Annotated in this window: 36 protein-coding genes; all 36 read left to right on the forward strand. The window is 36.2% G+C overall.

Translation table 11 applies throughout. From position 1 onward, the window contains the following. The first annotated feature begins 6 nt into the window (after positions 1-6). The 36 genes from F3I00_RS04180 to F3I00_RS04355 all read left to right on the forward strand — a co-directional run bounded on the left by F3I00_RS04180 (position 7) and on the right by F3I00_RS04355 (position 25,888). The gene (locus F3I00_RS04180) at positions 7-240 is read left to right on the forward strand and encodes a hypothetical protein (protein WP_065169436.1); all 234 of its coding nucleotides are present in this window, start codon (positions 7-9) and stop codon (positions 238-240) included. 13 nt (positions 241-253) lie between these two features. Then, positions 254-2,596, forward strand: a complete 2,343-nt coding sequence (locus tag F3I00_RS04185; RefSeq protein ID WP_065169435.1) for a phage/plasmid primase, P4 family — start codon at positions 254-256, stop codon at positions 2,594-2,596. A gap of 317 nt (positions 2,597-2,913) precedes the next feature. Further along, complete coding sequence (locus F3I00_RS04190; RefSeq protein WP_065169434.1) at positions 2,914-3,267, forward strand: helix-turn-helix transcriptional regulator; 354 nt, start codon at positions 2,914-2,916, stop codon at positions 3,265-3,267. Positions 3,268-3,288: 21 nt separating this feature from the next. Further along, a complete protein-coding gene (locus F3I00_RS04195; RefSeq protein WP_065169433.1) occupies positions 3,289-3,873 on the forward strand; it encodes a hypothetical protein in 585 nt (194 codons plus the stop codon). A 25-nt stretch (positions 3,874-3,898) separates the two neighbouring features. Next, positions 3,899-4,180, forward strand: coding sequence for a hypothetical protein (locus tag F3I00_RS04200; protein WP_065169432.1), 282 nt, complete (start codon positions 3,899-3,901; stop codon positions 4,178-4,180). Further along, positions 4,180-4,644, forward strand: a complete 465-nt coding sequence (locus F3I00_RS04205) for a hypothetical protein (RefSeq protein ID WP_065169431.1) — start codon at positions 4,180-4,182, stop codon at positions 4,642-4,644. Before F3I00_RS04200 ends, F3I00_RS04205 begins: the two co-directional genes overlap by 1 nt. A 2-nt stretch (positions 4,645-4,646) precedes the next feature. Further along, positions 4,647-4,940, forward strand: a complete 294-nt coding sequence (locus F3I00_RS04210; protein WP_065169430.1) for a hypothetical protein — start codon at positions 4,647-4,649, stop codon at positions 4,938-4,940. Further along, complete coding sequence (locus F3I00_RS04215) at positions 4,940-5,422, forward strand: hypothetical protein (RefSeq protein ID WP_065169429.1); 483 nt, start codon at positions 4,940-4,942, stop codon at positions 5,420-5,422. Before F3I00_RS04210 ends, F3I00_RS04215 begins: the two co-directional genes overlap by 1 nt. 226 nt (positions 5,423-5,648) lie before the next feature. Then, positions 5,649-5,894, forward strand: a complete 246-nt coding sequence (locus tag F3I00_RS04220; protein ID WP_065169427.1) for a hypothetical protein — start codon at positions 5,649-5,651, stop codon at positions 5,892-5,894. Further along, positions 5,891-6,157: a hypothetical protein gene (locus F3I00_RS04225; RefSeq protein WP_065169426.1), complete on the forward strand. Its 267-nt coding sequence runs from the start codon at positions 5,891-5,893 to the stop codon at positions 6,155-6,157. The genes F3I00_RS04220 and F3I00_RS04225 overlap by 4 nt, the downstream gene beginning before the upstream one ends. Beyond that, on the forward strand, positions 6,144-6,416 hold the full coding sequence (locus F3I00_RS04230; RefSeq protein ID WP_065169425.1) for a hypothetical protein: 273 nt from the start codon (positions 6,144-6,146) through the stop codon (positions 6,414-6,416). The genes F3I00_RS04225 and F3I00_RS04230 overlap by 14 nt, the downstream gene beginning before the upstream one ends. After that, positions 6,409-6,660, forward strand: coding sequence for a hypothetical protein (locus F3I00_RS04235; protein WP_065169424.1), 252 nt, complete (start codon positions 6,409-6,411; stop codon positions 6,658-6,660). The genes F3I00_RS04230 and F3I00_RS04235 overlap by 8 nt, the downstream gene beginning before the upstream one ends. Further along, positions 6,644-6,871: a hypothetical protein gene (locus F3I00_RS04240; RefSeq protein ID WP_065169423.1), complete on the forward strand. Its 228-nt coding sequence runs from the start codon at positions 6,644-6,646 to the stop codon at positions 6,869-6,871. Before F3I00_RS04235 ends, F3I00_RS04240 begins: the two co-directional genes overlap by 17 nt. Further along, positions 6,861-7,031, forward strand: a complete 171-nt coding sequence (locus F3I00_RS04245; protein WP_144842183.1) for a sporulation protein Cse60 — start codon at positions 6,861-6,863, stop codon at positions 7,029-7,031. Before F3I00_RS04240 ends, F3I00_RS04245 begins: the two co-directional genes overlap by 11 nt. 79 nt (positions 7,032-7,110) lie before the next feature. Continuing rightward, positions 7,111-7,332: a hypothetical protein gene (locus F3I00_RS04250; protein ID WP_231110754.1), complete on the forward strand. Its 222-nt coding sequence runs from the start codon at positions 7,111-7,113 to the stop codon at positions 7,330-7,332. Further along, a complete protein-coding gene (locus tag F3I00_RS04255) occupies positions 7,332-7,658 on the forward strand; it encodes a hypothetical protein (protein WP_065169422.1) in 327 nt (108 codons plus the stop codon). Before F3I00_RS04250 ends, F3I00_RS04255 begins: the two co-directional genes overlap by 1 nt. After that, positions 7,642-7,995: a VRR-NUC domain-containing protein gene (locus F3I00_RS04260; protein ID WP_065169462.1), complete on the forward strand. Its 354-nt coding sequence runs from the start codon at positions 7,642-7,644 to the stop codon at positions 7,993-7,995. The genes F3I00_RS04255 and F3I00_RS04260 overlap by 17 nt, the downstream gene beginning before the upstream one ends. Next, positions 7,979-8,470 carry a hypothetical protein gene (locus F3I00_RS04265; protein ID WP_065169421.1) on the forward strand — a complete coding sequence of 164 codons (492 nt, stop codon included), beginning with the start codon at positions 7,979-7,981 and terminating at the stop codon, positions 8,468-8,470. The genes F3I00_RS04260 and F3I00_RS04265 overlap by 17 nt, the downstream gene beginning before the upstream one ends. 90 nt (positions 8,471-8,560) lie before the next feature. Beyond that, on the forward strand, positions 8,561-9,004 hold the full coding sequence (locus tag F3I00_RS04270) for an ArpU family phage packaging/lysis transcriptional regulator (protein ID WP_159311001.1): 444 nt from the start codon (positions 8,561-8,563) through the stop codon (positions 9,002-9,004). Between the two features lie 309 nt (positions 9,005-9,313). After that, entirely contained in the window at positions 9,314-10,168 is an 855-nt protein-coding gene (locus F3I00_RS04275) for a terminase small subunit (RefSeq protein ID WP_065169419.1), read from the forward strand. Next, the gene (locus F3I00_RS04280) at positions 10,155-11,429 is read left to right on the forward strand and encodes a PBSX family phage terminase large subunit (RefSeq protein WP_065169418.1); all 1,275 of its coding nucleotides are present in this window, start codon (positions 10,155-10,157) and stop codon (positions 11,427-11,429) included. The genes F3I00_RS04275 and F3I00_RS04280 overlap by 14 nt, the downstream gene beginning before the upstream one ends. Before the next feature lie 15 nt (positions 11,430-11,444). Further along, a complete protein-coding gene (locus F3I00_RS04285) occupies positions 11,445-12,941 on the forward strand; it encodes a phage portal protein (protein ID WP_159311002.1) in 1,497 nt (498 codons plus the stop codon). Further along, positions 12,886-13,158 (forward strand): ribosomal-processing cysteine protease Prp, encoded by a 273-nt coding sequence (locus tag F3I00_RS04290; protein ID WP_236547648.1) that lies wholly within the window; start codon positions 12,886-12,888, stop codon positions 13,156-13,158. Before F3I00_RS04285 ends, F3I00_RS04290 begins: the two co-directional genes overlap by 56 nt. Before the next feature lie 6 nt (positions 13,159-13,164). Continuing rightward, complete coding sequence (locus F3I00_RS04295) at positions 13,165-14,247, forward strand: minor capsid protein (RefSeq protein ID WP_159311003.1); 1,083 nt, start codon at positions 13,165-13,167, stop codon at positions 14,245-14,247. A 153-nt stretch (positions 14,248-14,400) separates the two neighbouring features. Continuing rightward, a complete protein-coding gene (locus tag F3I00_RS04300) occupies positions 14,401-15,045 on the forward strand; it encodes a DUF4355 domain-containing protein (RefSeq protein ID WP_159311004.1) in 645 nt (214 codons plus the stop codon). A 12-nt stretch (positions 15,046-15,057) separates the two neighbouring features. Next, positions 15,058-15,423, forward strand: coding sequence for a hypothetical protein (locus F3I00_RS04305; protein ID WP_065169414.1), 366 nt, complete (start codon positions 15,058-15,060; stop codon positions 15,421-15,423). Between the two features lie 26 nt (positions 15,424-15,449). Further along, a complete protein-coding gene (locus F3I00_RS04310; protein WP_065169413.1) occupies positions 15,450-16,499 on the forward strand; it encodes a major capsid protein in 1,050 nt (349 codons plus the stop codon). Positions 16,500-16,525: 26 nt separating this feature from the next. Then, positions 16,526-16,825, forward strand: coding sequence for a phage head-tail connector protein (locus tag F3I00_RS04315; RefSeq protein WP_065169461.1), 300 nt, complete (start codon positions 16,526-16,528; stop codon positions 16,823-16,825). Further along, positions 16,822-17,175, forward strand: coding sequence for a hypothetical protein (locus tag F3I00_RS04320; protein ID WP_159311005.1), 354 nt, complete (start codon positions 16,822-16,824; stop codon positions 17,173-17,175). Before F3I00_RS04315 ends, F3I00_RS04320 begins: the two co-directional genes overlap by 4 nt. Then, entirely contained in the window at positions 17,168-17,716 is a 549-nt protein-coding gene (locus F3I00_RS04325; RefSeq protein WP_065169411.1) for an HK97-gp10 family putative phage morphogenesis protein, read from the forward strand. The genes F3I00_RS04320 and F3I00_RS04325 overlap by 8 nt, the downstream gene beginning before the upstream one ends. Further along, complete coding sequence (locus F3I00_RS04330) at positions 17,717-18,085, forward strand: hypothetical protein (RefSeq protein WP_159311006.1); 369 nt, start codon at positions 17,717-17,719, stop codon at positions 18,083-18,085. It abuts the gene before it with no gap. Positions 18,086-18,088: 3 nt separating this feature from the next. Further along, a complete protein-coding gene (locus tag F3I00_RS04335; RefSeq protein WP_159311007.1) occupies positions 18,089-18,580 on the forward strand; it encodes a phage tail tube protein in 492 nt (163 codons plus the stop codon). A 72-nt stretch (positions 18,581-18,652) separates the two neighbouring features. Further along, positions 18,653-19,066: a DUF6096 family protein gene (locus F3I00_RS04340; RefSeq protein ID WP_113779158.1), complete on the forward strand. Its 414-nt coding sequence runs from the start codon at positions 18,653-18,655 to the stop codon at positions 19,064-19,066. Positions 19,067-19,158: 92 nt separating this feature from the next. Further along, positions 19,159-19,446 carry a hypothetical protein gene (locus F3I00_RS04345; protein WP_113779159.1) on the forward strand — a complete coding sequence of 96 codons (288 nt, stop codon included), beginning with the start codon at positions 19,159-19,161 and terminating at the stop codon, positions 19,444-19,446. After that, on the forward strand, positions 19,446-25,514 hold the full coding sequence (locus tag F3I00_RS04350; RefSeq protein WP_159311008.1) for a lytic transglycosylase: 6,069 nt from the start codon (positions 19,446-19,448) through the stop codon (positions 25,512-25,514). The genes F3I00_RS04345 and F3I00_RS04350 overlap by 1 nt, the downstream gene beginning before the upstream one ends. Positions 25,515-25,531: 17 nt before the next feature. Then, positions 25,532-25,888: a DUF6711 family protein gene (locus tag F3I00_RS04355; RefSeq protein WP_080558343.1), complete on the forward strand. Its 357-nt coding sequence runs from the start codon at positions 25,532-25,534 to the stop codon at positions 25,886-25,888. The last annotated feature ends 2 nt before the right edge of the window (positions 25,889-25,890 follow it).

Raw genomic sequence — 25,890 nt, forward strand, 5'->3', positions numbered from 1 at the left:
TAAAAAATGATAAAAGTAATGTTGATACTTTGGTATCTATTTGTTGGAGGATTGTGGCTATTACTTTTAGCGATGATATTTAGCGATGCATTTGAAACACCATTCAAAAAAATCCAAAAACAAACAGTGATAGAAGGCATAATCCCAGCGCTTTTCATCACAATAATTTTCTGGATGATTGCTTTAATAGCAAACTTTATTGGAGCAGTAATCCAATGGATCGTCAGCTTGTTTCATTAAGTAGGTGATGCAGATGGAGAAATTTACTTATAACAATATCCCTGAAGAATTACGTAGTTTAAAGCAATGGGGATTGTTTGAACTTAAGTGGATTCCTGAAAGAAATAAAAATACTAAAATTCCAATCAACCCTTATGATGGATCAGCTGGAAAATCTAATGATCCAAGTACATGGTCAGACTTTGATACAGCAGTTCGGGCACTAGAGGAGGTAGAACGAGCGTCCGGGCTCGCCTTCTACTTTGCTAATGGATATGTCGGATTAGATATTGACCATATTGACAGTAATTTAGAAGACTGGAGACAGGGGGACAATGATCCAAATAATTTAGTTAATAAATTTCAAACTTTAACTAATAAAACGTATATGGAAGTTAGCCAATCTGGTACGGGAATACATGCGATCTTTAAAGGCAAAATTCCTGGCAAGAGAAGACGCAAGGGTAACTATGAAATGTATCAAACAGGGCGCTTCTTCGCTCTTACTGGTAACACGATCATCCCTGATCCTGAAATTCAATCTTTATCAAAAGATCAAATGAAGAAACTGTATGAGTTCTTGTTTGGTAAAGACAAAGTTATCCAATTGCATCCAACTGCGGACAATATCACGCCAGTGGACTTATCGGTTACAGAAATCATTAAAAAAGCTGAAAATTCAACCAAGACTGGAAAAAGGTTCACTATGTTCATGCAAGGCGGTTGGGAGCAGTTTTATGATTCTCATTCAGAAGCTGATTTAGCATTTGCTAATGATTTGGCATTCTGGTGCGGTCGAGACTTCCACAAGATGGATACGATCTTTAGAAATTCCAGCTTGATGCGTGAAAAGTACGATGAAAAACATGGTGCAGTAACCTATGGAACTTCACTTTTAAATAAGGCTATCAATGACACACAGAACATCTACAGTCCTGAAAGTGACAATCAGGATTCTGAGTCTTCCTATCAATTTTCTTTTAATGAAGACAAAACTAAGAAGTTTATACCTCGTTCTTGGGACGACCAAGGGAGAGGGCTTAGAATGCGCGATCAGTTTTCTACAGTACTTAAGTACAATGCAGTCGATAAGAAGTGGTTTTTCTTTAACGGCTCTTACTGGCAAGAAGATGTAGGAAATCAAAAAACAGAGCTTGCAGCTGAGCGCGTAGTTAACTCTATTAAAACTGAAAAGCCTGAATTAAGTTTCTCAACTAAAACCGAAGAGGACAAGATGATAAACGAATGGTACAGGTTCCAAAAGGATTCACGTTCTCATATGGCTAAAATGCACATGATTGACGAATTTAAGAAGTACGTGATTATCAATCATGGAGACTTTGATAAGGACGATATGCTGCTTAACACAGAATCTGGGTATGTTGATTTAACTTCTGGAGAACTCAAAGACCATGACATTGATAAAAACTTTAGCCATCAAACTGTATGCGAATACTCTGACAATGTGGACGCTCCACTATGGAATAAGTTTTTAAATCAGATCTTTAATAAAGATGAAGAATTAATTCATTACGTACAGAAAGCCATTGGTTACAGTTTTACCGGATCAACCGCTGAGCAATGTCTTTTCATTTTGAATGGCCGAGGACGCAATGGTAAATCGGTTTTCTCGAATGTCATTAGTGACTTAGCCGGTAATTATGCTAAGCAGATGAATGTTCAAACACTTGTTGCTAAGAAAATGCAGAGTGGGTCGGCTAACTCAGACGTAGCTCGACTTGAAGGTGCGAGAGTGGTCACTAGTTCTGAAATGAATGAGGGAGACAGATTTGATGAATCACTAGTTAAGCAGTTAACCGGTGGTGACAAGATCCTAGCTAGATTCCTTTATGGTTCTGAATTTGAGTACAAGCCTAAATTTAAGATCTGGATGGCAACTAACCACTTGCCAATTATCAGAGGATTAGATGATGGTATTTGGAGAAGAATTAAGATTATTCCTTTTAACGTTCAGATTCCTAAAAACAAGGTTGATAAGAACTTAGAAAGCAAGCTTAAGTCTGAATATACTGGCATACTCAATTGGGTTGTACAAGGTAGCTTAATGTGGCAACAAGAAGGCTTAGAAGATCCAGATGCAGTTCATAAAGTGGTTGAAGCTTATAGAGAACAAATGGATCCACTAGAAGCATTTTTAGGCGAACAATGTGTCACCGGTCCTGCTTTTGAAGTTAAGGCTAGAGAACTTTATGATGCTTATCATACTTGGGCTAGAAACTCTGAAGAGTACAGAATGAGTTCAACTAAGTTCGGGAGAGAAATAGGCAAGAAATTAATTAAAGTGCATAAAAGAGATGGCTGGTACTATGTTGGACTTAAATTGATAGATGAAAATTCAACGTTTGCTTTCAATTAAGAATGTGTGACAGGTTTGACGAGTTGTGTCGGGTTTGTGACAGGTTGTGAGGTGTCACGAACCCTAGAGCCACAAGGAATGTGACAAGATTGCCAAGTATGACGGGTTTAAAAAGACCTTTTATTATATTTATTTTTTATATTTTATAATTTGATTTTTTAGTAAATAAACTAGTCATACTCGTCACAACCATACAGGCTGTAAGGCTAAAACCCGTCACAAACTTGTCACGAACTAGTCACTTTTTTAGCCAACCCGTCACATTTTTGCAAAAAAATAAACGTTTGAAGTTAATAAGTAAACGCTAGAGGTTAACAATGAAAAACAGATTGAAACAGCTAAGAAAACAAAAAAATCTTACTCAAAATGATGTAGCTGAATTATTAAGTATAACGAACCAAGCGATTTGTTTGTTTGAAAAAGGTGAACGAACACTTAAACAAGAAAACTTGCAAAAACTAGCCGACTTCTTCGAAGTTTCAGTTCCATATTTACAAGGCGAGTTAGCTTACGATGACTTAATGCCAGAAGGAAAGAAATTGTGTAGTGATTTAGTTGGACGCATCAATGATGTAATCAATGATGAACTTAAATACTCAGAATTATCGAGTGAAGAAAATAAGCGTGCAATAAAACTAGCTTTGCAATCTGCTTTAGAGTATTACGCATAGAACTGTGGAGGTAATTATTTTATGGTTGATATTCTTGAATTTAAACCTGGAATCGATGATGGAAAATATAAATTTTATATTGTAAAAACAGGTTGGAGAGATCTGGCAGACTGTGTTGTAAGTGACTACGACTTAGTTTTATCTAACTCACCTAAGATTATTTTGCCCACTTTAATTCATAAATACTTACATTTACCTTGGACTACTAGCGATCATGGATATTGGAAGCATCCGACTCCAGGTTTTGAAGTTACGGAACTTGATTTATCTTCTGATGATAGTAAGTTTTCTAATAAATATAGAAATCTAGAAGATTTTTTAGAACCTTATCACGATGGTAATTGTAAAAGTATCCGATCCATCCATACTTTGGCTTATGATATTGAATCTAATGGCGTAAATGAAGAGTGTGCAAAGCATGAAGTTATAGAGTTTAGCTTTAAAATCCTTGATGAATTGATTAAGGCAGAAGATGAAACAATATCTAAGCGTAAAAAAGAAGCTCGTCAAAAACAAGCTGATGCAAAATTTAATCAATTAATTGACGACATTAGCAAATTATCAATTGCAAATAAGCAAAAGATTTTAGCAAAGTTAGTTAAATAGAAAGAATGGCAACGAGGACTAACAGATGGTAAGCAAAGATGTATACGTAGTAGAAATTATTGAGCAATACAATGTCGATGATCCAAGTAGTTGGACTGATTTTGATGTACAAACGGTGGTGTTTAAAAAACTATATGATGCAAGGATCTATCTAAAATTAGTTAAAAGAACTTGGTTAGAAGACGAAAGTATCGATCTTAAAGATATTTATGAAAATATAGATGATGGAATTGGAATTAAACCAGGCAAAGTATTTAAATACGGATTTAACTTACAGGCTAGCATTCGAGAAAAGGAGCTTAACTAATGAAAATTATTGATAAGACAAACGATACTTGGAAAATCGGAGATACAGTGATTGATAATGATGGAAGATTAGGAATGATTAAAAAGGATAAAGACGATGATTTCGTCATTATCCGTATAGACGATGCACATGTAGGAACTTACTGTAACGGACTGGCTTATGAATTTGGATGTAGTATGCAGCGATTACAAAATAATGCTTCTAAATTTCATAAAGTCAACAATAATAACGATGATGAGGACTGGCAACCTGGAGATTTTGTTAAAGATGATAAAGGCAATGTGGGATTAATTATGCAGAATGAAGATTTTGATTGGCAAATTGTATTCATTAAATCGTGTTCTAGTGGTGCAACTTTTAAAACATGGTCAACTGCTAACAGAGCAAAATATTTATTAAAAGATTTAAAGGAAGCTAACCCAGAGTTTCATAAAGTACCTTCGAAAGTTATTTTAGGAGAATAATAATGTTTTTAAATGGTGAAGATTGGAAATGTCCTAAATGTAAAACTGAAAATTATATTGGAGATAGTGTAAATGATGTAGCTGCATCAAAAAGTTTAGATTTTCTTGAAAATAATAATATTGAAGTACCATTTATTTGCGATAAGTGTGGTTTTAAAGAAGTATTACTAGTTGCGTATGACTTAGCTAAAAATCGTTATGAAGTGGACTATGAAGATACGGTGTTTTGTAATAAAGACACAAAATGGAGAGATAAGTTACTCAAAGAAGCTGGGTTAATCACGGGGAGTGAATAATGAAAACGCAGAAAACTAAAGATATGGAAAAAGCATTAATTAATGATGCTTTGCGTAAAGGTAAGCATCCTGCACTTGAAGTGCCGTATTACCATACGACAAACATAGGTGGAGATATTTATAGACCAGTAGGTAAGTATGAATACATAGATGCAGTAATTGAAAAACAGGGATATTTTACTTGTTTGGAACTAAAAGTATCTATTACAGACCTACATTCAAATGCTGCTCAAACTTATGTTGAAAATAAAAACTATATGGTCTGTCCTATCTCAATGGCTCGTAAGATAAAGCAAAATAATGATCCATGGCTTACCAATAACCCCACTATTGGAATTATTGGCTGGGATGGAGAAAATACTTTTAAAATAATTAGACGTTGCAAAATAAATTATTCGTTGTCTAAACAAGATTGGATAGTTTTAGCAAAGGGAATGATTTTAAGATTATCAAATTGCCTAAAAGAAAATCTAATTTCATAGTGAGAGGAGATTAGCAATTGACTAGAAAACAGCAACAATGTCCGTACTGCCATTTTAATAGACATCAGCAACCTATACTTAATAGCGATTTATCTACTAAATATATTAATTTGGCAGTAGAAATTGATGAGCCCTGTAAAATAATGACTTTTATTATAAATGATGAATATGGAATCAAGGGAGATAAAGTTTTTATCAATTATTGTCCAATGTGCGGGAGGAAACTATGAAAGTTAGAGTTTCGTGGGATTCGCCAGATTATTATCAACCCACAGAAGATACTTATGAAGATATTGAAGTAGATGATAATGCTACCGAAGAAGAGATTGAAAATGTTGTAAAGGAAACGGCATTTGAGCATTTTGAATATAGCTATGATATTTTACCTGCAAAAAGCAACCCGGACAAAAAAACGTTTAAAGATTTAATTGACAGCTGGCGCAAGGATATTAAGAGGAGACAAAATTTATGAAGCGATTCAAAATACCAGAGACTGGGGACAATGCAATTTTAAAAAGTAAAAAGACGGCTGACTATAAAGAAGTCAAAATAGTGGAAGTTGAAGATGAATTTTATGCTATTGAACTTGCTACAGGTAAAGCTTTAAAAGATAAGTCAGAGACTTTTATAGGTGAATCAATTCCAGATTTGCTAAGCTGCTTACAAGATAGATATGAAATTTACTTAGAAGATGAATTGGTAGAAGTGAGCTGTATTGATTATGAACCAAAATAAATGTATTTACTGCACTTTCGATCCCGTAACTCATATGGGTGCAGATTTCATAAGTGGTAAACCAATTAATAAGAAATTTAAAAAGAAAATTGATTCATGGGATGGAATGGATTGGGAATATGCAACGTATATCTATACTGATAAAAAATCGTTTACTTTAGAAACAGATGAGCCAGATAGTGAATGCTATGAACGTCAATATACGCATACTCTTATTGATTACTGTCCGAAATGTGGGAGAAGGTTAACTGATGAATGAAATGATAGTTAGGTATCAGTTGATGCATGTTAGACGAAAGCAGCTTGAAGAAAATGGCTTATTAAAATTGACAGATTATCTCGTTACTGATGATTATGTGGGCTTTGAAAAGTATCTTCAAATCTGGGCTGAAAAACATCATATGCCTGTTTCTAAAGCAGCATTTATTTTTATGAAATTTGAAGATGATTTTATAGATTTACAAACTCAATTAATGGAGAAACATCATGAAAGACTTACCTAACATTTATGACTGGAATAAGCCATACGATATTTTAGATGTGTTTGATACAAACATTTATAAAGATAAATTTGGAGTTAAATATGTGACCTCAGCAAGTGAACAAATGCTTTTATTTAAAATTAATGGACATTATGTACTTCCCAATAGAAATGATCTGGTTAAGTACATTGGCAACGGAAAATGGGAGATGGGCTGGAATAATGAAAGTTAAAACAATTGCAAACATGCGCGAAGATTGGTTTGATGATGAAATTAATGAATTTATTCAACATAAACATATTGTTGATATAAAATTCAGTGTTTTATTTGATTCGAATGACGATAGTTATATATTCAGTGCTCTAATCACATATGAAGAAGTAGGCATTTAACTATGCCCGATTGGATTTCTGTAGCAGCATTCTTAATTCTGCTAGCAATAATAATTTTAATAGTAGGGAGTATATGAAAATGACAGACAACACAAATAAGCAGCTAAAAGGCAATCAATTATCATTTGATGCAGGTATTAAAAATTTTAAAGCAGATGGTAGTGATGTAGTGATTACACTTGTTGCTGATTCTAAGAAAATGAATTTGAACACGCTTAACGAGATTGCACAAAATAAATTAACAGTTGACTTTACTAGTGTTCAAACTGAACTATTACCAAAGAAGATTGAGGAAAAATAATGGAAGATTTGAATTTAAATAAAGAAGAAAAATTGAAACACGAATTGAGAACTACTTTAGAAAAGGTTTATCCTGGTTTGGATTTTGTGATTAATGGTTTACAGCTTGAACCTGATTCTTTCCATCATGGTGACGCTATTTTTTATCTTGCAATTGATACTCATCTCTCTGAGCGTGTAGATGTTATTAATTTAACAAATATGCCTATTAAGCAATCAACCGTTAAGCAACTAAAGAAAGATCAACAAAAGCATGGCTATAAAGAATTAACCACTATGGTAGCAGACGTATTGGAGAAGCACTATGAAAATGAAACCAACATCTGAATCAGAGCATAGTATTCAATCTAAGATACAAATTGAGCTATCCAAACATGGTTGTACAGTCTTTAGAGTTAATGTTGGAAAGATGAGAACACCAGATGGGCGTTTCTTTTCTACAGGATTGCCTTCTGGCTTTCCCGATTTGTCAGGCTTTAGATGGATTGATGGCAAAGCTTTCTATATTGAAGTTAAGAATGCAACTGGTAAACCAAGAGAAGATCAGATACGTTTTCATCACATGCTTACATCTCATAACATAATTCATGGTATTGCACGAAGTGTTGATGACGCACGAATGATTGTGGAGGGAGGTTTAGTAGGTTATGGCTTTGACAGCTGAATTTTATGATTATTTACATGAATTAGAAAGAGATGGATCAATTAATCGTTTTGATATGGATAGCCCAGAACTTAATAAACTTCATGTTTTGGCTTCTGGAACTTTTGAAGATAGACGAGCTAATTGTATTAAGCTTCTTGAACGAGGATTTGATAAGTGGGAAATCTCTGCTGAAACAGAGTTTGCAGCGTCAGTTATTGAAAACTTTAGACGTGAAGCAAGAATTCCGATTGTACCTCACTATAACTATTTAATTGATGGTAAGTTTTATACAGATTTAAATGCACTACGTAAGGCTTTTAAAATACCTACTACTGCTGGTGCAATTGACTATCTTTGTGACAGACGTCATAAAGCTTACCATTTAAAAAAGTTTCATTGGGAACAGATACCATTAGGTTCGCACATGATCGATGGGCACGGTACAGAACGAGTTAAAGATTCTTATGATATCAGGACTTACAAGCAATTTTAGTCTACTTATTACCATACCTTTTAACTATTGTATGTATTAAAATATAGGAATGAGGTATCAAAAATAACAGCTAAATTGAGGAGTGGAACTGTGAGCTTACTATTTAAAGAATTAGACTGCAATAAAACATGTGACAAAGTTGATGAATTTTTAACTGACGATTTAGAAAAGCTAATTCTGATGGCCGGCCGTAATCTAACCGATTTGCGGTCTCCAAGCTTATCGCTTGCACCTGGTCATTCTAGTGGAGCTAATCATGCTGAAGCGAGCATAATTCGTGGACTTAATGCAGAAGCTGAAATAAGAGCAATTCATCACACTATTTACCACCTGCCTGAAATGTCAAAGATAATCATGCGCGATCTTTATATTTATCAGATGGAGAACTGGCAAATAGCTGAAGCTATTCAATATAGTCATACACAGTACAATGTTTTTAAAAGAAGGGCACAATTGTTTTTTGCGGATAGTTTCGATCACTGGCAAAGATACATGTCTTGTGAGCCGATTATTGATTTGCATCAATATAAATAAACTTGCAAGATCGCTGAAAGATACTTATTTTTTAGCGATAGTTATATTGCCACGTTAAAGGCTATAGTAGTATTGTGAGTTAATTCGGAATACGTAATACTTACACAAAACTCCTATAAAACAGGCTGGTAGTGGTGCAACTCCGCTATCAGTCATCAGATATCGCAAGTATCAGCGTTAATTGTTTTATTATTTAAGTCATTTGATTTTTACATGTTTTTGTTCGCTTGCGATATCGCTAAAGAGTTTGCTTATTGAAATAGCAAGCTCTTTCTATTTTGTACAAATTAAGGTGGTGGTGAATATGCGATGAGTAAGATGGAAGATGCAAAAGCAGATTATCTAGCTGGTATGAAGTATAAAGATATTGCTGCTAAGTATGGCGTTGCTCTTAGTACAGTCAAGTCGTGGAAGACAAGGAATAAGTGGCAACGGAATAATGCAACCAAAAAAAGTATGCATACAAAGTCGAAAAGTACGCGTACAAAGACTGAAAAGGTTGCACCATCATTGCCATCACCCGAATTGCCAGATAGTAATGAATTGAATGATAAGCAGAAAGCCTTTTGTCTGTACTATTTACAGCGATACAATGCCACCTGGGCTTATCAAAAAGCTTATGGTGGAAGCTACGATACAGCTCATACCAATGGACCTCGATTGCTTGCTAATGCTTGTATAAAAAAATATCTTACTAGTCTAAAAAAACAGCAATCTCAACAGCTATTCGCCACTGCTAATGACATTCTATTGCGTTATTTACACCAAGCTACTAGTAATATATCTGATGTTCTTTCATTTAGAACTAAGAAGCATTTAGTCTTTTATAAAGTACGCGATAAGAATGGTCCTTATGAGGATTCAAATGGCAAGTTTAGATATGAGCCAAAGATTAATCCTGAAACCGGTAAGCAAGATTTTTACTATGAAAATATTGTTAAGTTAAAAGATAGCAAGGATATTGATACATCTAATATTAAGAGCATTCGAATCGATAAAGGTGAAGCAGTTGTTGAAATGGAAGATCGTCAGAAAGCAATGCAGATCCTTCTTGATCGCTTGCCTGAGCCTGAAGTTAACGATGGTAGCACAACTTCACTACTCAATGCTTTAACTGGCGGAATGGCTAAGATATGGAGTAAAGATAACGATGAAAACAGTTAGATTTAATTTCACTCCATTTTCAAAAAAACAACTGCAAGTTTTAAGTTGGTGGGCTAACCCAGATTTAAAGGATTATGAGGCTATTATCTGCGACGGATCGGTTCGTGCCGGCAAGACCGTAGTAATGTCCCTCTCTTATATATTGTGGTCAATGACTAATTTTACTGGTCAGCAATTTGGTATGGCTGGTAAGACTATTGGATCTTTTAGACGTAATGTGTTGCGTCCATTAAGAAGTATGTTAGAGAGTGAAGGATACATAATACATGATTCTCGCTCTGAAAATATGATAACCATCAGCAAAAATGGGCATACGAATTACTACTTCATTTTCGGCGGTAAAGATGAAGCCTCACAGGACCTGGTACAAGGTATTACCTTAGCTGGGTTCTTTTTTGATGAAGTTGCACTTATGCCGGAATCCTTTGTTAATCAGGCTACTGCAAGATGTTCAGTCAGTGGGTCAAAGATGTGGTTTAACTGCAACCCCGCAGGACCCTATCATTGGTTCAAGCTTGACTGGATTGACCAGATGAAAGATAAACGTGCATTGCGACTTCACTTTACAATGCACGATAATCCATCCCTAGATAGCGTAACAATATGCAGATATGAGCGTATGTATTCAGGCGTATTTTATCAACGCTACATTCAAGGTTTGTGGGTTATGTCAGAAGGCGTTATCTATGACAACTTTGATAAAGATACTATGGTTGTCAAAGAATTACCTAATCATTTTGAAAAGTACTATGTTTCATGTGACTACGGAACACTTAACCCAACGGCCTTTCTATTGTGGGGGTTAAATCATGGTACCTGGTACTTAATTAAAGAATATTACTATTCTGGTAGAACTACGTCACGGCAGAAAACAGATGAAGAATATTGTGAAGACTTAAAGAAATTTCTTGGCAATATTAAAGCGGAAATGATTATTGACCCCTCAGCTGCATCATTTAGTGCAACCTTAAGACAAAATGGCTTTAGGGTTAGGAAAGCCAAGAATGATGTGTTAGATGGTATTAGAGTTACCCAGACAGCCATGAACGAAGGGAAGATAAAATTTAGCATGAATTGCCCTAATTTGTTCAAAGAATTAGCCAGCTATGTTTGGGATGACAAAGCAGCAGAACATGGTGAAGATAAGCCGGTTAAACAGCATGACCATGCATGTGATGCAATGAGATATTTCGTATACACAATTATTTACAAGAAAGTTACTGCAAAGGTTACTGTACGTCCTAGAGTACGTGGCTTATAGAAGGAAGGTGTAAAAGTGGCTGTTGTAATTGATAAAGATTTACTTGGTGATGTTAATGAGCCGAATATTAAGGCAATTAACTATGCGATTAGAGAATTGCAAAATCGCAAAAAACGGTTAGATAAACTATCTGATTATTACAATGGTAAGCAAGAAATTGAAAAGCATGAATTTGATAATGCTACCGTTGAAGCAGCTAATGTGATGGTTAATCATGCTAAATACATTACTGATATGAATGTGGGTTTTATGACCGGTAACCCTGTAAAGTATGTTGCTGAAAAGGGTAAGAATATTGATGATATCCTAGAAGTATTTAATCAAATTGATATTCATAAACATGATATTGAGCTAGAGAAAGACTTGTCAGTATTTGGCTATGGCTATGAGTTGCTTTACCTAAAAAAGACTGATCCAATATCTGTTAGGGATGAATTAGGAAACGAGAAACTTACTCCAAATACTGAATTAAAAATTGAAGTAATTGACCCACGGGCAACTGTTGTGGTTTGTGATGATACAGTTGAGCATGAGCCTTTATTTGCTGTATTTACACAGGAAAAGAAAGATCTAGCTGGTAATACTAATGGCTATAGTATTACTGTTTACATGCCTCAGCGAATTGTAGAGTATCGTACAAAAACAACTATGGAAGTTTCAGCAGATGATCCGATTGTTTATGATGGCGAGAATTTATTTGGTGCAGTTCCAATAATTGAATTCAGAAACAACGAAGAAAGACAGGGAGATTTTGAACAGCTCATCTCTTTGATTGATGCCTATAACTTATTACAAACGGATCGAATTTCGGATAAGGAAGCATTTGTTGATGCAATACTTGTTACCTTTGGTTTTGGTTTGGATGATAACGAAGATATTAAACGTTTGAATCGTGGCGCTATTGAAGCTCCTCCGCGTGAAGAGGGGGCTGATATTGAATGGCTAACTAAGAGCTTTGATGAAACTCAAGTCAACTTGCTTAGTCAATCCATTGAAAACGACATCCACAAGATTTCATATGTGCCAAATATGAATGATGAGAAGTTCATGGGTAATGTGTCTGGAGAAGCGATGAAGTTTAAGTTGTTTGGTTTAGAGAACTTATTATCAATTAAACAGCGATACTTTTTTGATGGCTTACGTCGAAGATTGAAACTGATTCAAACAATTGTAAACATTAAAGGTGCTAATGATGATGCTAGTGGATGTAAGATCTCACTTGCAGCTAATATTCCTTCTAATTTATCTGATGTAGTTAATAACGTTAAAAATGCGGATGGAATAATTCCTAGAAAATATACTTATAGTTGGCTTCCTGACGTTGATAATCCTCAAGATGTCATTGATGAAATGAATCAGCAAGATGCTGAAACAATTAAAAAGAATCAAGAAGCATTATGTGGGCAAGATCCAGATCGTTTAGAATTGGAGGATAAGCAAGATGATTCGAGTGAGAATGATAAAGAAACCGGATCAAACAATAATCAGAGTCACCGGACACGCGCAGTATAGTGTTAAGGGTTCGGATATTGTTTGTGCTTCATTTTCTACGCTTATTACTCATACCGTAAATAATTGCACTAAAGTAACTGTAACTGATAAAGATGGTTTGCTAACTGCTGTATTTTTAGATCCCAAAAGCGTTGAAAATAAGATACTGTTAAGTGCATTTGAAAATACAGTAAACCAATTAATTGACCAATATGGGCAATATATTTCTTGGTGTTGATTCTCTATGAAAGTTAATAAGAAGAAGTTTACTTATTGGCAATTACGTGATTTACAAGATGAGCAAAGAAATCAAGATGAAGCAACTAAGAGATTAAGAATAATTAATAATGCATATCAAAAAGCACAATCATACTTGAGCGACGAGGTTAAAAAGATCTATCGTCGCTATTTTTATGCAGATATTTCAAAAGAAGAAGTTGCAACTATCATGTCTTCGCACATTTCTCCTTCTGAATTGGTTACTCTTAAAGCCTTATCGTCTAGTATTACTGATAAGAAAAGTAGACAAGCAGTTGACAATTACTTAGGTAGGCTTGCAGCTAAAAGCAGAATTACACGACTTGAGGAAATGCAACTTAAAGCATACATTGCTGCAAAATCAGCTGGTGCAACTGAACTAGATCAAAATGTCAAATTGCATACTGACATAATGAAGCGTGCCTGGTCAGAAGCAGAGAAACAAAGTGCTATTTATGACACTACTAAGGATTACACTATACACTCTCCACACTCTGTAGAAGTTAAACAGGATAAAATAGTCATTAAAAATCCTGATACTGGTAAAAAAGTGGCTACTGTTCCAATGGATAAGGATGTTCCCAAGAGTAAAATCACGGAAATACCTAATCGCTATGTTGAAAAAGCACTAGAAACTCGCTGGAAAGGGAAGAACTTTTCATCACGTATCTGGGGTAATACAGATAAATTAGCCGAAAGATTGCAAGAATTATTTACAGTTAAAGAATTGAGTAATCTTCCTGAACGTGAAATGATTAAGCGAATTGAACAAGAATTCAATGTTGGCAAGTTCTATGCTAGTCGCTTGATTAGAACTGAAGCTAATTTCTTTTATTCTAAAATTAAGCTAGATAATTGGCGTAAACGTGGAGTTAAGCAATATCAACTGCTAGCAGTTATTGATAGTCGTACCAGTAAAATATGTAGGTCCATAAATGGAAATGTCTACAATGTTAAAGATGCAGTATTTGGTAAGAACGTTCCGCCATTGCATCCCTTTTGCCGTACAGTTCCAGTAATTTATTTAGGTAATGCTAGAAGTGCTAGTAATAAACCGGTAAAAAAGTAATTCGTAGACCTAGGCAAGTCATAAAACTGCCTTGAAAATAAAAATACGTATGTGGATTTGCTACTGCATATCTAAAAGTCACCGTGTAGAAATATGGGGTGGCTTTTTTCATGTTGTTTTTTTGCAAATGTGCATGGGTAGAAAGGACTAATTATGAAAAATAAATTTTATAAAGGTTTATTAAAACTTAATTTACAAAGATTTGCTGATGAAGGACAAGGTGAGGGAGGTGATGACAGTGACAATGCGCAAGATGAAGTAAAAGATAATGGTTCAACTGATGAGCAGCCTTTTAAAACCTTTAATACCCAATCAGAGTTGGATTCTTTTGTAGATAAGAAATTGGCTAAGGCTTTAGATACAGCTCGCTCTAAGTGGGAAAAAGAGCAAAATGATAAAGCTCAAAAAGCTAAAGATCTTAAGAATATGTCTCCAGAGGAACGACAAGAGTATGAATTTAAGCAAAGGGAGAAAGCCTTGCTTGATAGAGAAGCTGATGTAACTAAGCGTGAAAACAAGAGTAAATTGGCAACTCAGCTAATTACCGATGGCTTGCCAGCAGAGCTAGTAGATGTTTTCGATGATGTTCTAACTGATGAGGATAAAATGACAGCTACTTATCAAAAAGTTAGTGACGTTTTTAGAAGTGCTGTTCATGATGCTGTTGAAACTCGATTAGCTCAAGGTGCAAAACCACCAAAGATCTCAGATAATACTCAAACTAACAAAACTACTGGAGAAATCTTTGCTGAAAGAGCTAATGAATCTCAAAATGTAAAAAATGATTTTTGGAATTAGAAAGGAATAAATATGTACACACAATTTCAAAATGGTAAGCAATTAAATTTTCTTGCTTCTGAAAAATTTACTGCTTTTCCAGAAACAGTTAACAAAGATAATTACAATGTAAAAACTGACGATCTAGGTCGAAAATATATTCCAGCTGGTACTGTATACCCAACTAATGATGCTAAAGCTATTGGCATTACTGTTAATGACGTTTATGTGACAGATGATACTAATCAAATGGTTGCAGTAATGCGTGAAGGTTGGGTCTTAAATCAACGTCTTGATCCAGTACCAACAGCTGAAGCAATTAAAGCAATGACTGCAATTCATTTTAAGGACCTAGAAACAGAAACAACCTCATCAACTGATGATACACATAGGGGTTAATAATTCAATAAAGGAGAAAATAGTAAATGAAAGATAAAAAGTTAAAATTAAATTTACAACGATTTGCTACACCAATTCTTGATATGTTTAGTCAAAGCACTGTTCTTGACTATACTCGCAATCGTCAATATCCAGATATGTTAGGTGATACTTTATTTCCAGCTGTTAAAGTACCAACTCTTGAAGTAGATATTTTAAAGGCAGGCAGTCGAGTACCAACTATTGCTAATATTTCAGCATTTGATAGTGAAGCTGAAATTGGTAGTCGTGATGCAAGCAAGATGACTGCTGAGTTGGCATATGTAAAGCGTAAAATGCAACTTACTGAAGAAATGTTGATTAAGCTTCAAGCACCACGCAATACTGCTGAAGAAAATTACTTAAAGCAATACGTTTTTGATGACATTGATGCTATGGTTCAAGCTGTAAAAGCTCGTGGCGAAAAGATGACAATGGAAATGTTTGCCACTGGTAAGATTACTGATAACGCAAATGGTATCTCTATTGATTATGGTGTACCTAAAGCACATCAAACATCATTAACAGGCACTAGTACTTGGGACAAGGATAGTGCTTCGATCATTGAAAACTTGCAAGATTGGTCTGATAAATTAGACATTACTCCTACAAGAGCCTTGACTTCTAAGAAGGTACTTCGAGTATTAATGCGCAGCACCGAAATCAAGGAAGCAATCTTTGGCAAAGATACGGGCCGTGTTGTCGGTCAATCAGATTTAGACCAATGGATGACTGCACAAGGATTGCCAGTTATCCGTGCTTATGATGGAAAATATCGTACAGAAGATGCTAAGGGCAACCTTACAACTCAATCTTACTTCCCAGAAGATAGAATTGTGCTATTTAATGATGAAGTACCAGGTCAAAAGATCTACGGCCCAACACCAGAAGAAAACCGCTTAGTTTCAAGCAATGCACAAGTTTCTAATGTAGGCAATGTAATGGCTAAAGTATATGAAACAAGTGAAGACCCAATTGGTACTTGGATTCTTGCAGCTGCGACTATGCTTCCATCATTTGCCAGTGCAGATGATGTTTTCCAAGCTAAAGTACTCTAATTGTGGAGGTGCTTAATGTGGAGCAAATGGCAGAACTGGTTTCATCCCTAAGCACTAGATTACAGATTTCCGATAATGACTTAGTAACAGACTTAATTAAAGAAGCAATTGCTCAAGTGCTAGATTACACTGGTCAAAAGAAGTTAGTCGGCAACATGGATATTTATGTTAAAAAGCTAGCGACGATTAATTACAATCGACTAGGTATAGAAGGCGAAACCCAACGAACAGAAGGTGGAGTTACTAATTACCTTGAAGTCGGCATTCCTAAGGATATTCGATTGGGACTAAATCATTATCGAATAGCAAAGGTGACTAGGCTATGAGACTAAAAGAAAGTGACTTAACGACTGTCTATCTTAGAAAGCCTGCGGATATTCAAGATGATGAGGGGTACACAACTAAAGGTTGGGGTGATCCTCAGCAAATAAAACTGAATGTTCAATCTGCTGGTGGTTCTGTTAATGCTCAACTCTATGGCAAAGATATCAAGTACATTAAAATATGCAAATATCAAGGGAATTTGCTTTCAGAAGGACATGGAGAAGGATATGGAATTTGCTTGAAAGTTCCAAGCACGAGTGATCCAGATTATAAGATTACAGCTATTCAGGAGTTCTCTACTCATAAGAATGTCACTTTAGAGCGAATAAAAAGGGATGAGCAAAATGATTAATGTAGAGCTTAAGGGACTTGATGAACTAAAAACAAAACTCAAAAAGCTCCCTAGCGTAGTTGCTAGTGCTACAGCTAACGGACAAGAAACTGCCATAGAACAAGCAGAAGCCTATGCAGTGGATGAATTGCAATCTAGCATAAAGTATTCTACTGGCGAACTTGCACGGAGCTTTAAGCATGAAGTTAAAATTGATAACGATGAAGTTATTGGTCGCTGGTGGAACTCGTCTATGGTTGCAGTGTTTCGTGAATTTGGTACTGGTTTGGTTGGAGAAATGTCCGATAAACAACTTCCACAAGGTGTTGCAATTACTTATCGACAAACACCGTGGTTCTTTCCAGTGGATGCAGTTGATTTGGATTTAACTAAGATTTATGGCATCCCTAAGATTAAAATCAACGGTAAATATTTCTATAGAACTGCTGGACAACCAGCTAGACAGTTTATGACTCCTGCTGCTAATCGAATTGAAAAAGAAGCACCAGAAATTATAAAAAAATCTGTAGATCAAGAATTGCGTGATAAGTTAGGTGATTAGATGGAAATTTACAATGTTAAAGCACTTGTCTTTAAGACGCTTAAATCTATTCCAGAATTAAAAATAGTTTCACCTTCTTATCCTGATAAATTCACAGTATTTCCGACTGCGATTTATTCAACTAGTCAGTCTTCTTATATACGCAATGCCTATCAGGAAGAAACTGATACAGAATGGAAGATAACAATTGATTTATATAATGACAAAGGATCACTAACACAAATAAAAAATAAGCTCATTGCTAAGTTTTCAGCAATGGGTTTTTCTAATAGTATTGGCGATCAAGATTTGAATGGAGTAGCGCGAGTGGTACTTGTATTTACAGGAATTGTAGACAACACAAGTAAACGTGCATATCAGAAAGGATAAAAAATGAAAAACGTAAAATTATATAGCAACTTATTGAAATTAGATATTCAACGATTTGCAGTTGATAGTTCCGAAGGACTTGTAGGAACAGGAACTAAGTTAGAAAGATCAGAAGATGGATCTACCTGGGAAGAAATTGCAGATATTAAAACTATTCCTGAATTAGGTGGAGATACTGAAAAAATTGACGTTACTACCTTAGCAGATGATAGACGTAAGCAAGTGGAAGGTATCCAAAATGCGTCTAACGTACAATTCCAAGCTGTATATAAGGGCGCTAGTTTTGCTAAGGCATTAAGAGAAGCTGGTAACCGTAAGCAATATAACTGGAAAGTCACTTACCCAGATAGTATGACTGCAACAATGCGTGGATCTTACAACATTAAGTTTGGTGCCGTAGCTGTTAACGGGGCATTAGGTTACACAATTACTATTACTGTATCTGATGGTCCTCACTTTACTGCTGCTGGATCAACTCAAGCTACAAGTAGATAATAGCCAATGATAGACGTGGGTTCGATTCCCACGTCTATTTTTATAGAAATATTAAAAAGGAGAAATTAAATTATGGCAACAACAATTAAGAAAGCAACTAAGACAGTACAACTGGGTGATCTTGAACTTGATTTAAAACTTGGTGGTCGTGAAATTTTTAAGATTGAACGACGCTTAGGTAAATCAATGCTCTCCCTCTTCATGGATTCGCAAGGTGGCAACAAATTGCCACCAGTCAATGAAATTTTGATTGTTCTACAAGGCGCAAATCAAAGTCACGGTGTAACGGATAAGCGCGTTATTGAAGCATTTGAACAATACTTAGATGATGGTCACACTACCATGGATTTATTTAATGAGTTGATGGAACTATTTGATGAATCTGGTTTTTTCGGCAAGAAAAAGAAGAAGGGTACCAAGACCAATACGGAATCGGAAGAAGTAACTCTCGATTCAGTGGAAACCACCGAAGACGCATTGATGTAAACGAAGATCATTTTGATACAGTCTCTGACTTATTCAAACATCTATATCCAATTGCGGTTGAATCAGGAATAGACGCAGATCACTTTTGGGATATGGATTTTGGCGAAATCATGACGCAAATAAATGCCAATGAAAAACGTAGATTAGAAGATTTGCGTGCTAAGGCATACATGGATCATCGTTTAAGTGAAATGGTGGCATTTGCCTTTAATGATCCTGCTAAAATGCCAAAAGTTGAAGAGGCTTATCCATTTGTCAAAGATCCTGTGGAAGAGACTACCGAGCCAGATGAACCTGATTGGAAACAAGATCAGGCTCTATTAATGCAACAAGCTCAACGAATTAGACAGTTCAATAAAGATAAAGGAGGTGGAAGTTAATGGATTTAGAAGAACTTGAATTAAGGTTTACTGCCAATTATGGGGATGTAATGCGAAAGCTTGATGAATTCACTAATATCATTAGCCAAAAAACTAATGATATGCAATATAAGATTCAAGATGGCTTAGGCAAAATTAATCAGTCAATGAATGACAATGTTTCAAAAGCTAATGAATCTGCTAAGGAAGAAGTTCGTCAGCGTACTGAGGCAGAACAAGCCAAACAAAAACTGCTTGAACAGACTCTTAATACTCAAAATGATGTTACAGATAAAGTCATTCAAGGGAATAAAGAACAGGCTGAAAGTTCTAAAGAAGCTGTTAATCAATCAGAAAAAAGTTTAGATAGTTTGACAGCTCGTTTGCAAGAAGCATCTAATATGCAACAACGAATTGCACAACAAACTAGTGCAGCACGTGAAGCCGTATCTGATATTGCTAAGCCTAAAGAGCAGTCACAAAGACGAGAAAGAGCAACAACACGTCCACAATTTCTAAATTCAAGTTTTGATGATTACCAAGAAAAACGGATTCAAAGCTATATGCCTAAGCGTCCCGTTGATTTAGGTATTGATGATGAAATCCAAGCTGAAGCCTCTCGTGCTAAAAAAGAAGTTGATGGGCTGGTCACTCACATCAATGAAAAGATGGAACAGGCTCGGTCTATGCAACGTAGAATCGCTACTTTAACTGCTAACCGAGATAATCTTGATATGAGTAAGCAAGGAAGTAAAGTTAAGTCAATGAGACTAGACGATCAAATTGCTGATGCTCAAATTAAGATGGCGAGATACCAGAACCAAGCCAAAGCTCTTGCGCAAGAAATGTCGCAGGAACTTAATTCAATTCCATCATCCCTTAAGCGAATTGAAACCGAAATGGATCAAACAGAAGGTAAGATTGAACGAATTAGACGCTCAATTGCTGAAATGAGAGATAATGATGCCACTCTTGGAAGATCCGCGGGTAACGATAAGGAACTTAAGCAAGCAGAAGCTGAATATAAACGTTTGGTAGCTAGAAGTGATGAACTTGCTAAAGCTTATAGTTATGTAAGTTCTCGTGGAGATGAATTAAAGGCGAGTTCTTCTAGAATTAATACTGAGTTATCTGAGGAAATCAAAAATGTTTCAGGGCTTAGCTCCAAATTTAGCAGACTCCGAAATACTATCTCTAATGTTAACTCATCTTTAAAACGCTTTGGCAATAGTGGAAGTTCTTCTATGCGTCGAGCTAGTGGTGGTGCGTCAATGTTAAGCGAACGTCTTAAGGGCGTTCGGATGGCAATGCGTATGCTAGCTAGTCAATTAATTGTCTTTACGTTGCTCTACCAAGGAATCATGATGCTAGCCCAAGGCATGGGTGCAGCACTAATGACTAATAAGCAATTTGCAAGTAGTTTTAATGCAATTAAGGTGAATCTGCTTACTGCTTTTTATCCTATTTATAGCTATGTTTTGCCAGCTGTGAATGCTTTGATGAATTCACTAAGGAAAGCAACAGCATGGATTGCTCAATTTAGTTCTGCTTTGACAGGGATGAGTTTATCTAGTGCCAGAAGTGGCGCGCATGGTTTGTACGATCAGGTGCAAGCAATGAATGATACTTCTAAGGCGGCAAGTAAAGCTAATGAAGCTGTTAAGAAACAACAGCAAGAACAAGCTAAAGCTGTACAACGTGCTAATCAACAAATTGCTCAAGCTAATCGTCAAGGTGCGGCAGCAGTTGCAGCCGAAAATGAACGAATCAAGGCGTCTAATGAACAAGCTAAAAAAGCGTTCGAAGATACTAAGAAAGCTAATGAGGACTTGCAAGCTTCCTTGATGGGCTTCGATGAGCTTAATGTTCTTGATAACAGTAAAAATAATCAAGATAATGGTTCATTTGAGGCACAACCATTAGAGAAGTTTACTCCGCAACAAAAGCAAGACAGTCCTATTTTTGATGATGCTGGATTAGATGATAGTGATACAGGAGACGGCAACCAAGGACTTGACTGGAATGTTCCATTAGAAGCTTCACAGAATGCTATTGATGCAGCTAACAAGGTCAAAAAAGTTCTAGGTGAGATCTTTGACCCAATGAAGAAAGCTTGGGATGAAAAAGGTCAAACTGTTGTGGATGCTGCTAAATACTCATGGCAAGAAATCAAACGCTTGTTAGGTGATGTAGGTAATTCATTCTTACATGTCTGGGACAATGGTACCGGACAAAAAGTAATTGAGAACTTACTTCAATTGTTAGCTGATATGCTGAATATCATTGGCGATATTTCAAGGGCGTTTGCCGAGGCATGGGAAGAAAGTGGCCGAGGGACTAGATTTATTCAAGCCATCTTTGATTCGCTTAATAATGTTCTAGTCGCGATTCATCACATAGCTGAGTCATTCCGAGAAGCGTGGAATACTGGTGATCTTGGTAAGAGAATTTTTGCTAATCTCTTAGATTTAGCTACTAAACTAGTCGAATTCATTGGAGATATTGCAAAATCATTCGATGAGGCTTGGCAACACGGTAATGCTGGTACAAAGTTATGGCAAGCATGGCTAAATGCATTGAACAATATTTTAGATATCTATAAGAATATTGTTACTTCAATTGATGAAGCGTGGAAGCATTCAAATCTAGGTGTTTCAATCTGGAGTCATTTAATTCAAATTGTTATTGGTGTAGGCAATACAATTGGTAACTTAGCTGGTCAATTCGATAAAGCATGGCAACATGGTAATGTTGGTACATCAATTTTTAAGACTCTTCTAGGCATGGTTGATGATATGCTTGGTGCTCTAGGAGATATGGCGACATATACTTCAAATTGGGCTAAAAAGCTTGATTTCACTCCACTATTGAAGTCAATTGATAACTTGCTAAAATCCATTCGACCTGTAACAAAAGATGTTTGGGATGGCTTATCTTGGGCTTATAAAAACGTCTTACTTCCACTTGCGGGATTCACAATTACTCAAGTAATTCCTGAATTCTTTAATGCATTAGCTGCTGCACTTAAGGTTGTTCATAGTGTAGTCAAAGCGGCTAAACCAGTTTTTGAATGGTTCTATGATAGTTTTATCAAGCCATTAGCTAAAATAGCTGGATTTGCAATTGTGGAAGCTTTAAAGCTTTTAACTAAAGCACTTGAAGGATTATCTGATTGGATAGACCATCATCAAACAGCAGTTAAGATTATGACTGCAACATTGCTTACACTCTTAGGTATAAAAGTTGCTAGAGCTACTATTGCAGGCATTCAAAGCTTTACTGACACCCTTAAGATTCTGGCAATGCTTAAGTTCGATAAGCTAAAAGCTGGTGTTAAGTATGCGGATGATATGCTTGGTGTTGTAATTGAATTTGCCAAACATCCAATTCTTAACATCAAGGAACTTGCAAAATTAAGCTTTGAAAATATTAAAGGCGGTTATGCCCACATAAAAGATCTTTGGAGTGAAGTAAACCAAGGCTGGCAAGACAGTAACTTAGCTAAGACTGACTTCCTTAAATCAGCTCGCTCCTCTATTCAATCTGGCGAACCAATGAAGTTAGGTCAAAAATTGGGTACTGGATTATCAGGCGCAATGATTGCCGTAACTTCTGGAATTGATATCTACAAGGGAATCAAAGCTAAAAACAAAGAAGAAAAGTTCGCTGATTTTGGTTCTGGAATTGGTGGAGCAGTCGGAGGCGCAATTGGTCTTTGGTTTGGTGGTCCATTAGGTGCAGCGGTTGGTCAACAAGTCGGCTCATTTATTGGTAAATGGGGCGGTGTTGGTGCTTCTAAGTTTGGCGATGGCTGGGCTAAATATGGCAAAGGTAAAAAGCCTAAAGACTGGGTTGAAGCAATTGGCTTTAAGTCTCACGAAATATTAGACAACTTTACTTCTTGGGCTAAGTCTGTTGGTAAAGACATTAATACCAACATTACTAAGGGCAAGAAGGAAGTTCAAACTGCTAGCTCTAATATTCATAAGTGGTCCACTAATTTTATTTCTAGCGCTAAAAAAGATATTAAGAGTTGGGCACAAAATGTTGGCTCTAACATCAACAAAGATATAGACAAAGGTAAGAAACTTGCTAAACAAGCAGGTACTAAAGTTAAAGAATGGTCCACTGATTTTATTAGTGATGCTAAAAAGAAAGTTCATGACTGGTCTTCAAAAATTGGTTCTGACGTAAATAACAGCGTTGAAAATGGTCAAGCCATGGCTAAGAATGCTGGAACTAAAATTAAGAACTGGACTACAGGCTTTAGAGAGTCGGCAAGTGGACTGGTAAGGTCTTGGGCTGAAAGACTAGGCGACCACATTAATAATGGTTCTGAATCTTCACGCTCAGGAGCTACTAATGCGGGTAGCAAACTATCTAGTTGGACGCGTAGTTTCTTTGGAAATGCTAACCAAAGTATTTCTAGTTGGGCTGGTGGTTTAGGTGGTCATGTCGATAATGGAATTGGCAATGCTTATAATTCGGCTAGGAATGCCGGTGAACGATTAGGAAGTTGGGTATCTAGTTTCAGACATAACACTTCAAGAACCTTGGGATCCTGGGCTGGTACTCTTGGTAGCACAATTGGAAATGGTATAAGGGACGGCATCTACAACATTAGTAGTGCTGTTCGAAAAGTTGTGGATGCAATTGTTGAGCCAGTTCAAAATGCTACTAATAAAATTAAGGAAGGTATTGACTGGGTACTTAATAAATTAGGTGGCGGTTCAATGAACTGGGGGTTCTTCAACTGGAATTCCTATGCAACCGGTACAGATAATCACCCAGGTGGTTTAGCACTGGTTAATGACCAAGAAGGAGACATCTACAGAGAAAGTTATGAATTGCCAAATGGTGAGCAAGGATTATTCCCTGCTAAGCGTAATTTCTTAACGTACTTGCCAGCCGGTACCAAAGTTAAAACTGCTACAAGTACAGCTAATGAATTAGCCGGTATGGTTCCTAAGTATGCCGGTGGTATTGGTAACTTTAATTTCGATTTTAGTGGTATTTTTAGTGGAATTAGTTCAGCCTTAGGTAATTTGGATTTTGGCAATATTTTTGATGGAGTTGGTAGTTTTGTAGATGGTGTGATGGAAGAACTTGAAAAAGTTACTGATGATATCGCTCATCCAGAAAGACTGGTTAACTACATTGTCGATAAGTTTGTTACTTATGATTGGAGCTTAGGAGATGCCTCGCTTAAGTTTGCTAAAGGTGCTGTTAACCAAGAAAAGAAAGGTATGATGAACTGGGCTAAAAAGGTTATTAATCAATTTGGTGGCTCAACTCATCAAACTGGACCAGGAGCAGAAGGTTGGCGTAGTGCTGTTAAGAAAGCTTTACGTAAAAACGGATTGCCAGCAACTCCAGCATATGTAAATGCTTGGGTGCGTCAAATTCAGACCGAATCTGGTGGTAATGAACATGCCGTTCAAGGCGGATATACTGATATCAATACTCTTACAGGTGACTTAGCTAAAGGGTTACTACAAACTATTTCAGCAACTTTCAATGCTTATAAGTTTCCTGGTCACGGTAATATCTTTAATGGCTACGACAACATGCTTGCAGCAATTAACTATGCTAAGCACCGCTACGGTTCAGACATGCTGGCTGTTATCGGTCACGGACATGGCTATGAAGATGGCGGTTTAATTGCTAAACATGGTTTTTATGAGATTAGCGAAAACGACAAGCCAGAAATGGTTGTTCCTTTGACTAATCGTGAGTTAGGTATGCGAAGAATTAATGAAGCTATTGCATTTATGAATCAGAATTTTGGTGGTGGTTTGCAAATGCCATCTTCCTTAAACAGACGAACTGCTATTGATAGTTCAATTTATTCTGATACTCAATCTAATGATTCTACGTCTGTACAGCGTGGGGGATTTAAGGAAATGAGCACAGAATTAGTAAATGCAATAATTCAAGCAATTCAAATGCAAAACTTTAATAGTAATAACGGAAAACCTATTGATTTACACTTATCTGTCAAAATTGGTGATGAATCATTTGGAGAACATGCCATTAAGGGTATTAATACCATTAACCAAAAGAATGGTAGAAATATGTTAAATCTTTAGAAGGAGGAAATGAGTGATTGTATTCTTTAAAAATTTCTGGGACAGTGGTTAATCCTGCCCCGCAAACTATGCAGGTAACAATTCAAGATATTGACGCAAAAGCAACGCGTGATGCACAAGGGTTACTACATCGAGATCGAGTAGCTACTAAAAGAAAAATCACGTTAGCATTTGGTGCACTAACAGTTCCAGAATGTGCAAAGATTTTAGGAGCAGTTAAAAGTGAATTTTTTAGAGTAGATTACTTAGATCCACAAGATGGAAATATGCGGTCAGGAACATTTTATGTAGGAGATCGAACAACACCTGTTTACTCTTTTATAGATTCAGTACCTGTCTGGAAAGGCTTATCCTTTGATTTGATAGAACAGTAGGA

This window comes from Lactobacillus sp. JM1, assembly GCF_009834385.1.
GTDB classification, from domain to species: Bacteria; Bacillota; Bacilli; order Lactobacillales; family Lactobacillaceae; genus Lactobacillus; species Lactobacillus paragasseri.

Coding starts and splice junctions, on each gene's coding strand:
- F3I00_RS04320 (WP_159311005.1), top strand. CDS start 16,822: ATGAGACTAAAAGAAAGTGACTTAACGACTGTCTATCTTAGAAAGCCT.
- F3I00_RS04330 (WP_159311006.1), top strand. CDS start 17,717: ATGGAAATTTACAATGTTAAAGCACTTGTCTTTAAGACGCTTAAATCT.
- F3I00_RS04325 (WP_065169411.1), top strand. CDS start 17,168: ATGATTAATGTAGAGCTTAAGGGACTTGATGAACTAAAAACAAAACTC.
- F3I00_RS04225 (WP_065169426.1), top strand. CDS start 5,891: ATGAAGCGATTCAAAATACCAGAGACTGGGGACAATGCAATTTTAAAA.
- F3I00_RS04305 (WP_065169414.1), top strand. CDS start 15,058: ATGTACACACAATTTCAAAATGGTAAGCAATTAAATTTTCTTGCTTCT.
- F3I00_RS04340 (WP_113779158.1), top strand. CDS start 18,653: ATGGCAACAACAATTAAGAAAGCAACTAAGACAGTACAACTGGGTGAT.
- F3I00_RS04280 (WP_065169418.1), top strand. CDS start 10,155: ATGAAAACAGTTAGATTTAATTTCACTCCATTTTCAAAAAAACAACTG.
- F3I00_RS04180 (WP_065169436.1), top strand. CDS start 7: ATGATAAAAGTAATGTTGATACTTTGGTATCTATTTGTTGGAGGATTG.
- F3I00_RS04205 (WP_065169431.1), top strand. CDS start 4,180: ATGAAAATTATTGATAAGACAAACGATACTTGGAAAATCGGAGATACA.
- F3I00_RS04265 (WP_065169421.1), top strand. CDS start 7,979: ATGGCTTTGACAGCTGAATTTTATGATTATTTACATGAATTAGAAAGA.
- F3I00_RS04190 (WP_065169434.1), top strand. CDS start 2,914: ATGAAAAACAGATTGAAACAGCTAAGAAAACAAAAAAATCTTACTCAA.
- F3I00_RS04275 (WP_065169419.1), top strand. CDS start 9,314: ATGAGTAAGATGGAAGATGCAAAAGCAGATTATCTAGCTGGTATGAAG.
- F3I00_RS04310 (WP_065169413.1), top strand. CDS start 15,450: ATGAAAGATAAAAAGTTAAAATTAAATTTACAACGATTTGCTACACCA.
- F3I00_RS04220 (WP_065169427.1), top strand. CDS start 5,649: ATGAAAGTTAGAGTTTCGTGGGATTCGCCAGATTATTATCAACCCACA.
- F3I00_RS04315 (WP_065169461.1), top strand. CDS start 16,526: ATGGCAGAACTGGTTTCATCCCTAAGCACTAGATTACAGATTTCCGAT.
- F3I00_RS04335 (WP_159311007.1), top strand. CDS start 18,089: ATGAAAAACGTAAAATTATATAGCAACTTATTGAAATTAGATATTCAA.
- F3I00_RS04230 (WP_065169425.1), top strand. CDS start 6,144: ATGAACCAAAATAAATGTATTTACTGCACTTTCGATCCCGTAACTCAT.
- F3I00_RS04215 (WP_065169429.1), top strand. CDS start 4,940: ATGAAAACGCAGAAAACTAAAGATATGGAAAAAGCATTAATTAATGAT.
- F3I00_RS04195 (WP_065169433.1), top strand. CDS start 3,289: ATGGTTGATATTCTTGAATTTAAACCTGGAATCGATGATGGAAAATAT.
- F3I00_RS04260 (WP_065169462.1), top strand. CDS start 7,642: ATGAAACCAACATCTGAATCAGAGCATAGTATTCAATCTAAGATACAA.
- F3I00_RS04185 (WP_065169435.1), top strand. CDS start 254: ATGGAGAAATTTACTTATAACAATATCCCTGAAGAATTACGTAGTTTA.
- F3I00_RS04295 (WP_159311003.1), top strand. CDS start 13,165: ATGAAAGTTAATAAGAAGAAGTTTACTTATTGGCAATTACGTGATTTA.
- F3I00_RS04250 (WP_231110754.1), top strand. CDS start 7,111: ATGACAGACAACACAAATAAGCAGCTAAAAGGCAATCAATTATCATTT.
- F3I00_RS04345 (WP_113779159.1), top strand. CDS start 19,159: ATGGATTTTGGCGAAATCATGACGCAAATAAATGCCAATGAAAAACGT.
- F3I00_RS04210 (WP_065169430.1), top strand. CDS start 4,647: ATGTTTTTAAATGGTGAAGATTGGAAATGTCCTAAATGTAAAACTGAA.
- F3I00_RS04290 (WP_236547648.1), top strand. CDS start 12,886: ATGATAAAGAAACCGGATCAAACAATAATCAGAGTCACCGGACACGCG.
- F3I00_RS04200 (WP_065169432.1), top strand. CDS start 3,899: ATGGTAAGCAAAGATGTATACGTAGTAGAAATTATTGAGCAATACAAT.
- F3I00_RS04240 (WP_065169423.1), top strand. CDS start 6,644: ATGAAAGACTTACCTAACATTTATGACTGGAATAAGCCATACGATATT.
- F3I00_RS04235 (WP_065169424.1), top strand. CDS start 6,409: ATGAATGAAATGATAGTTAGGTATCAGTTGATGCATGTTAGACGAAAG.
- F3I00_RS04245 (WP_144842183.1), top strand. CDS start 6,861: ATGAAAGTTAAAACAATTGCAAACATGCGCGAAGATTGGTTTGATGAT.
- F3I00_RS04255 (WP_065169422.1), top strand. CDS start 7,332: ATGGAAGATTTGAATTTAAATAAAGAAGAAAAATTGAAACACGAATTG.
- F3I00_RS04300 (WP_159311004.1), top strand. CDS start 14,401: ATGAAAAATAAATTTTATAAAGGTTTATTAAAACTTAATTTACAAAGA.
- F3I00_RS04350 (WP_159311008.1), top strand. CDS start 19,446: ATGGATTTAGAAGAACTTGAATTAAGGTTTACTGCCAATTATGGGGAT.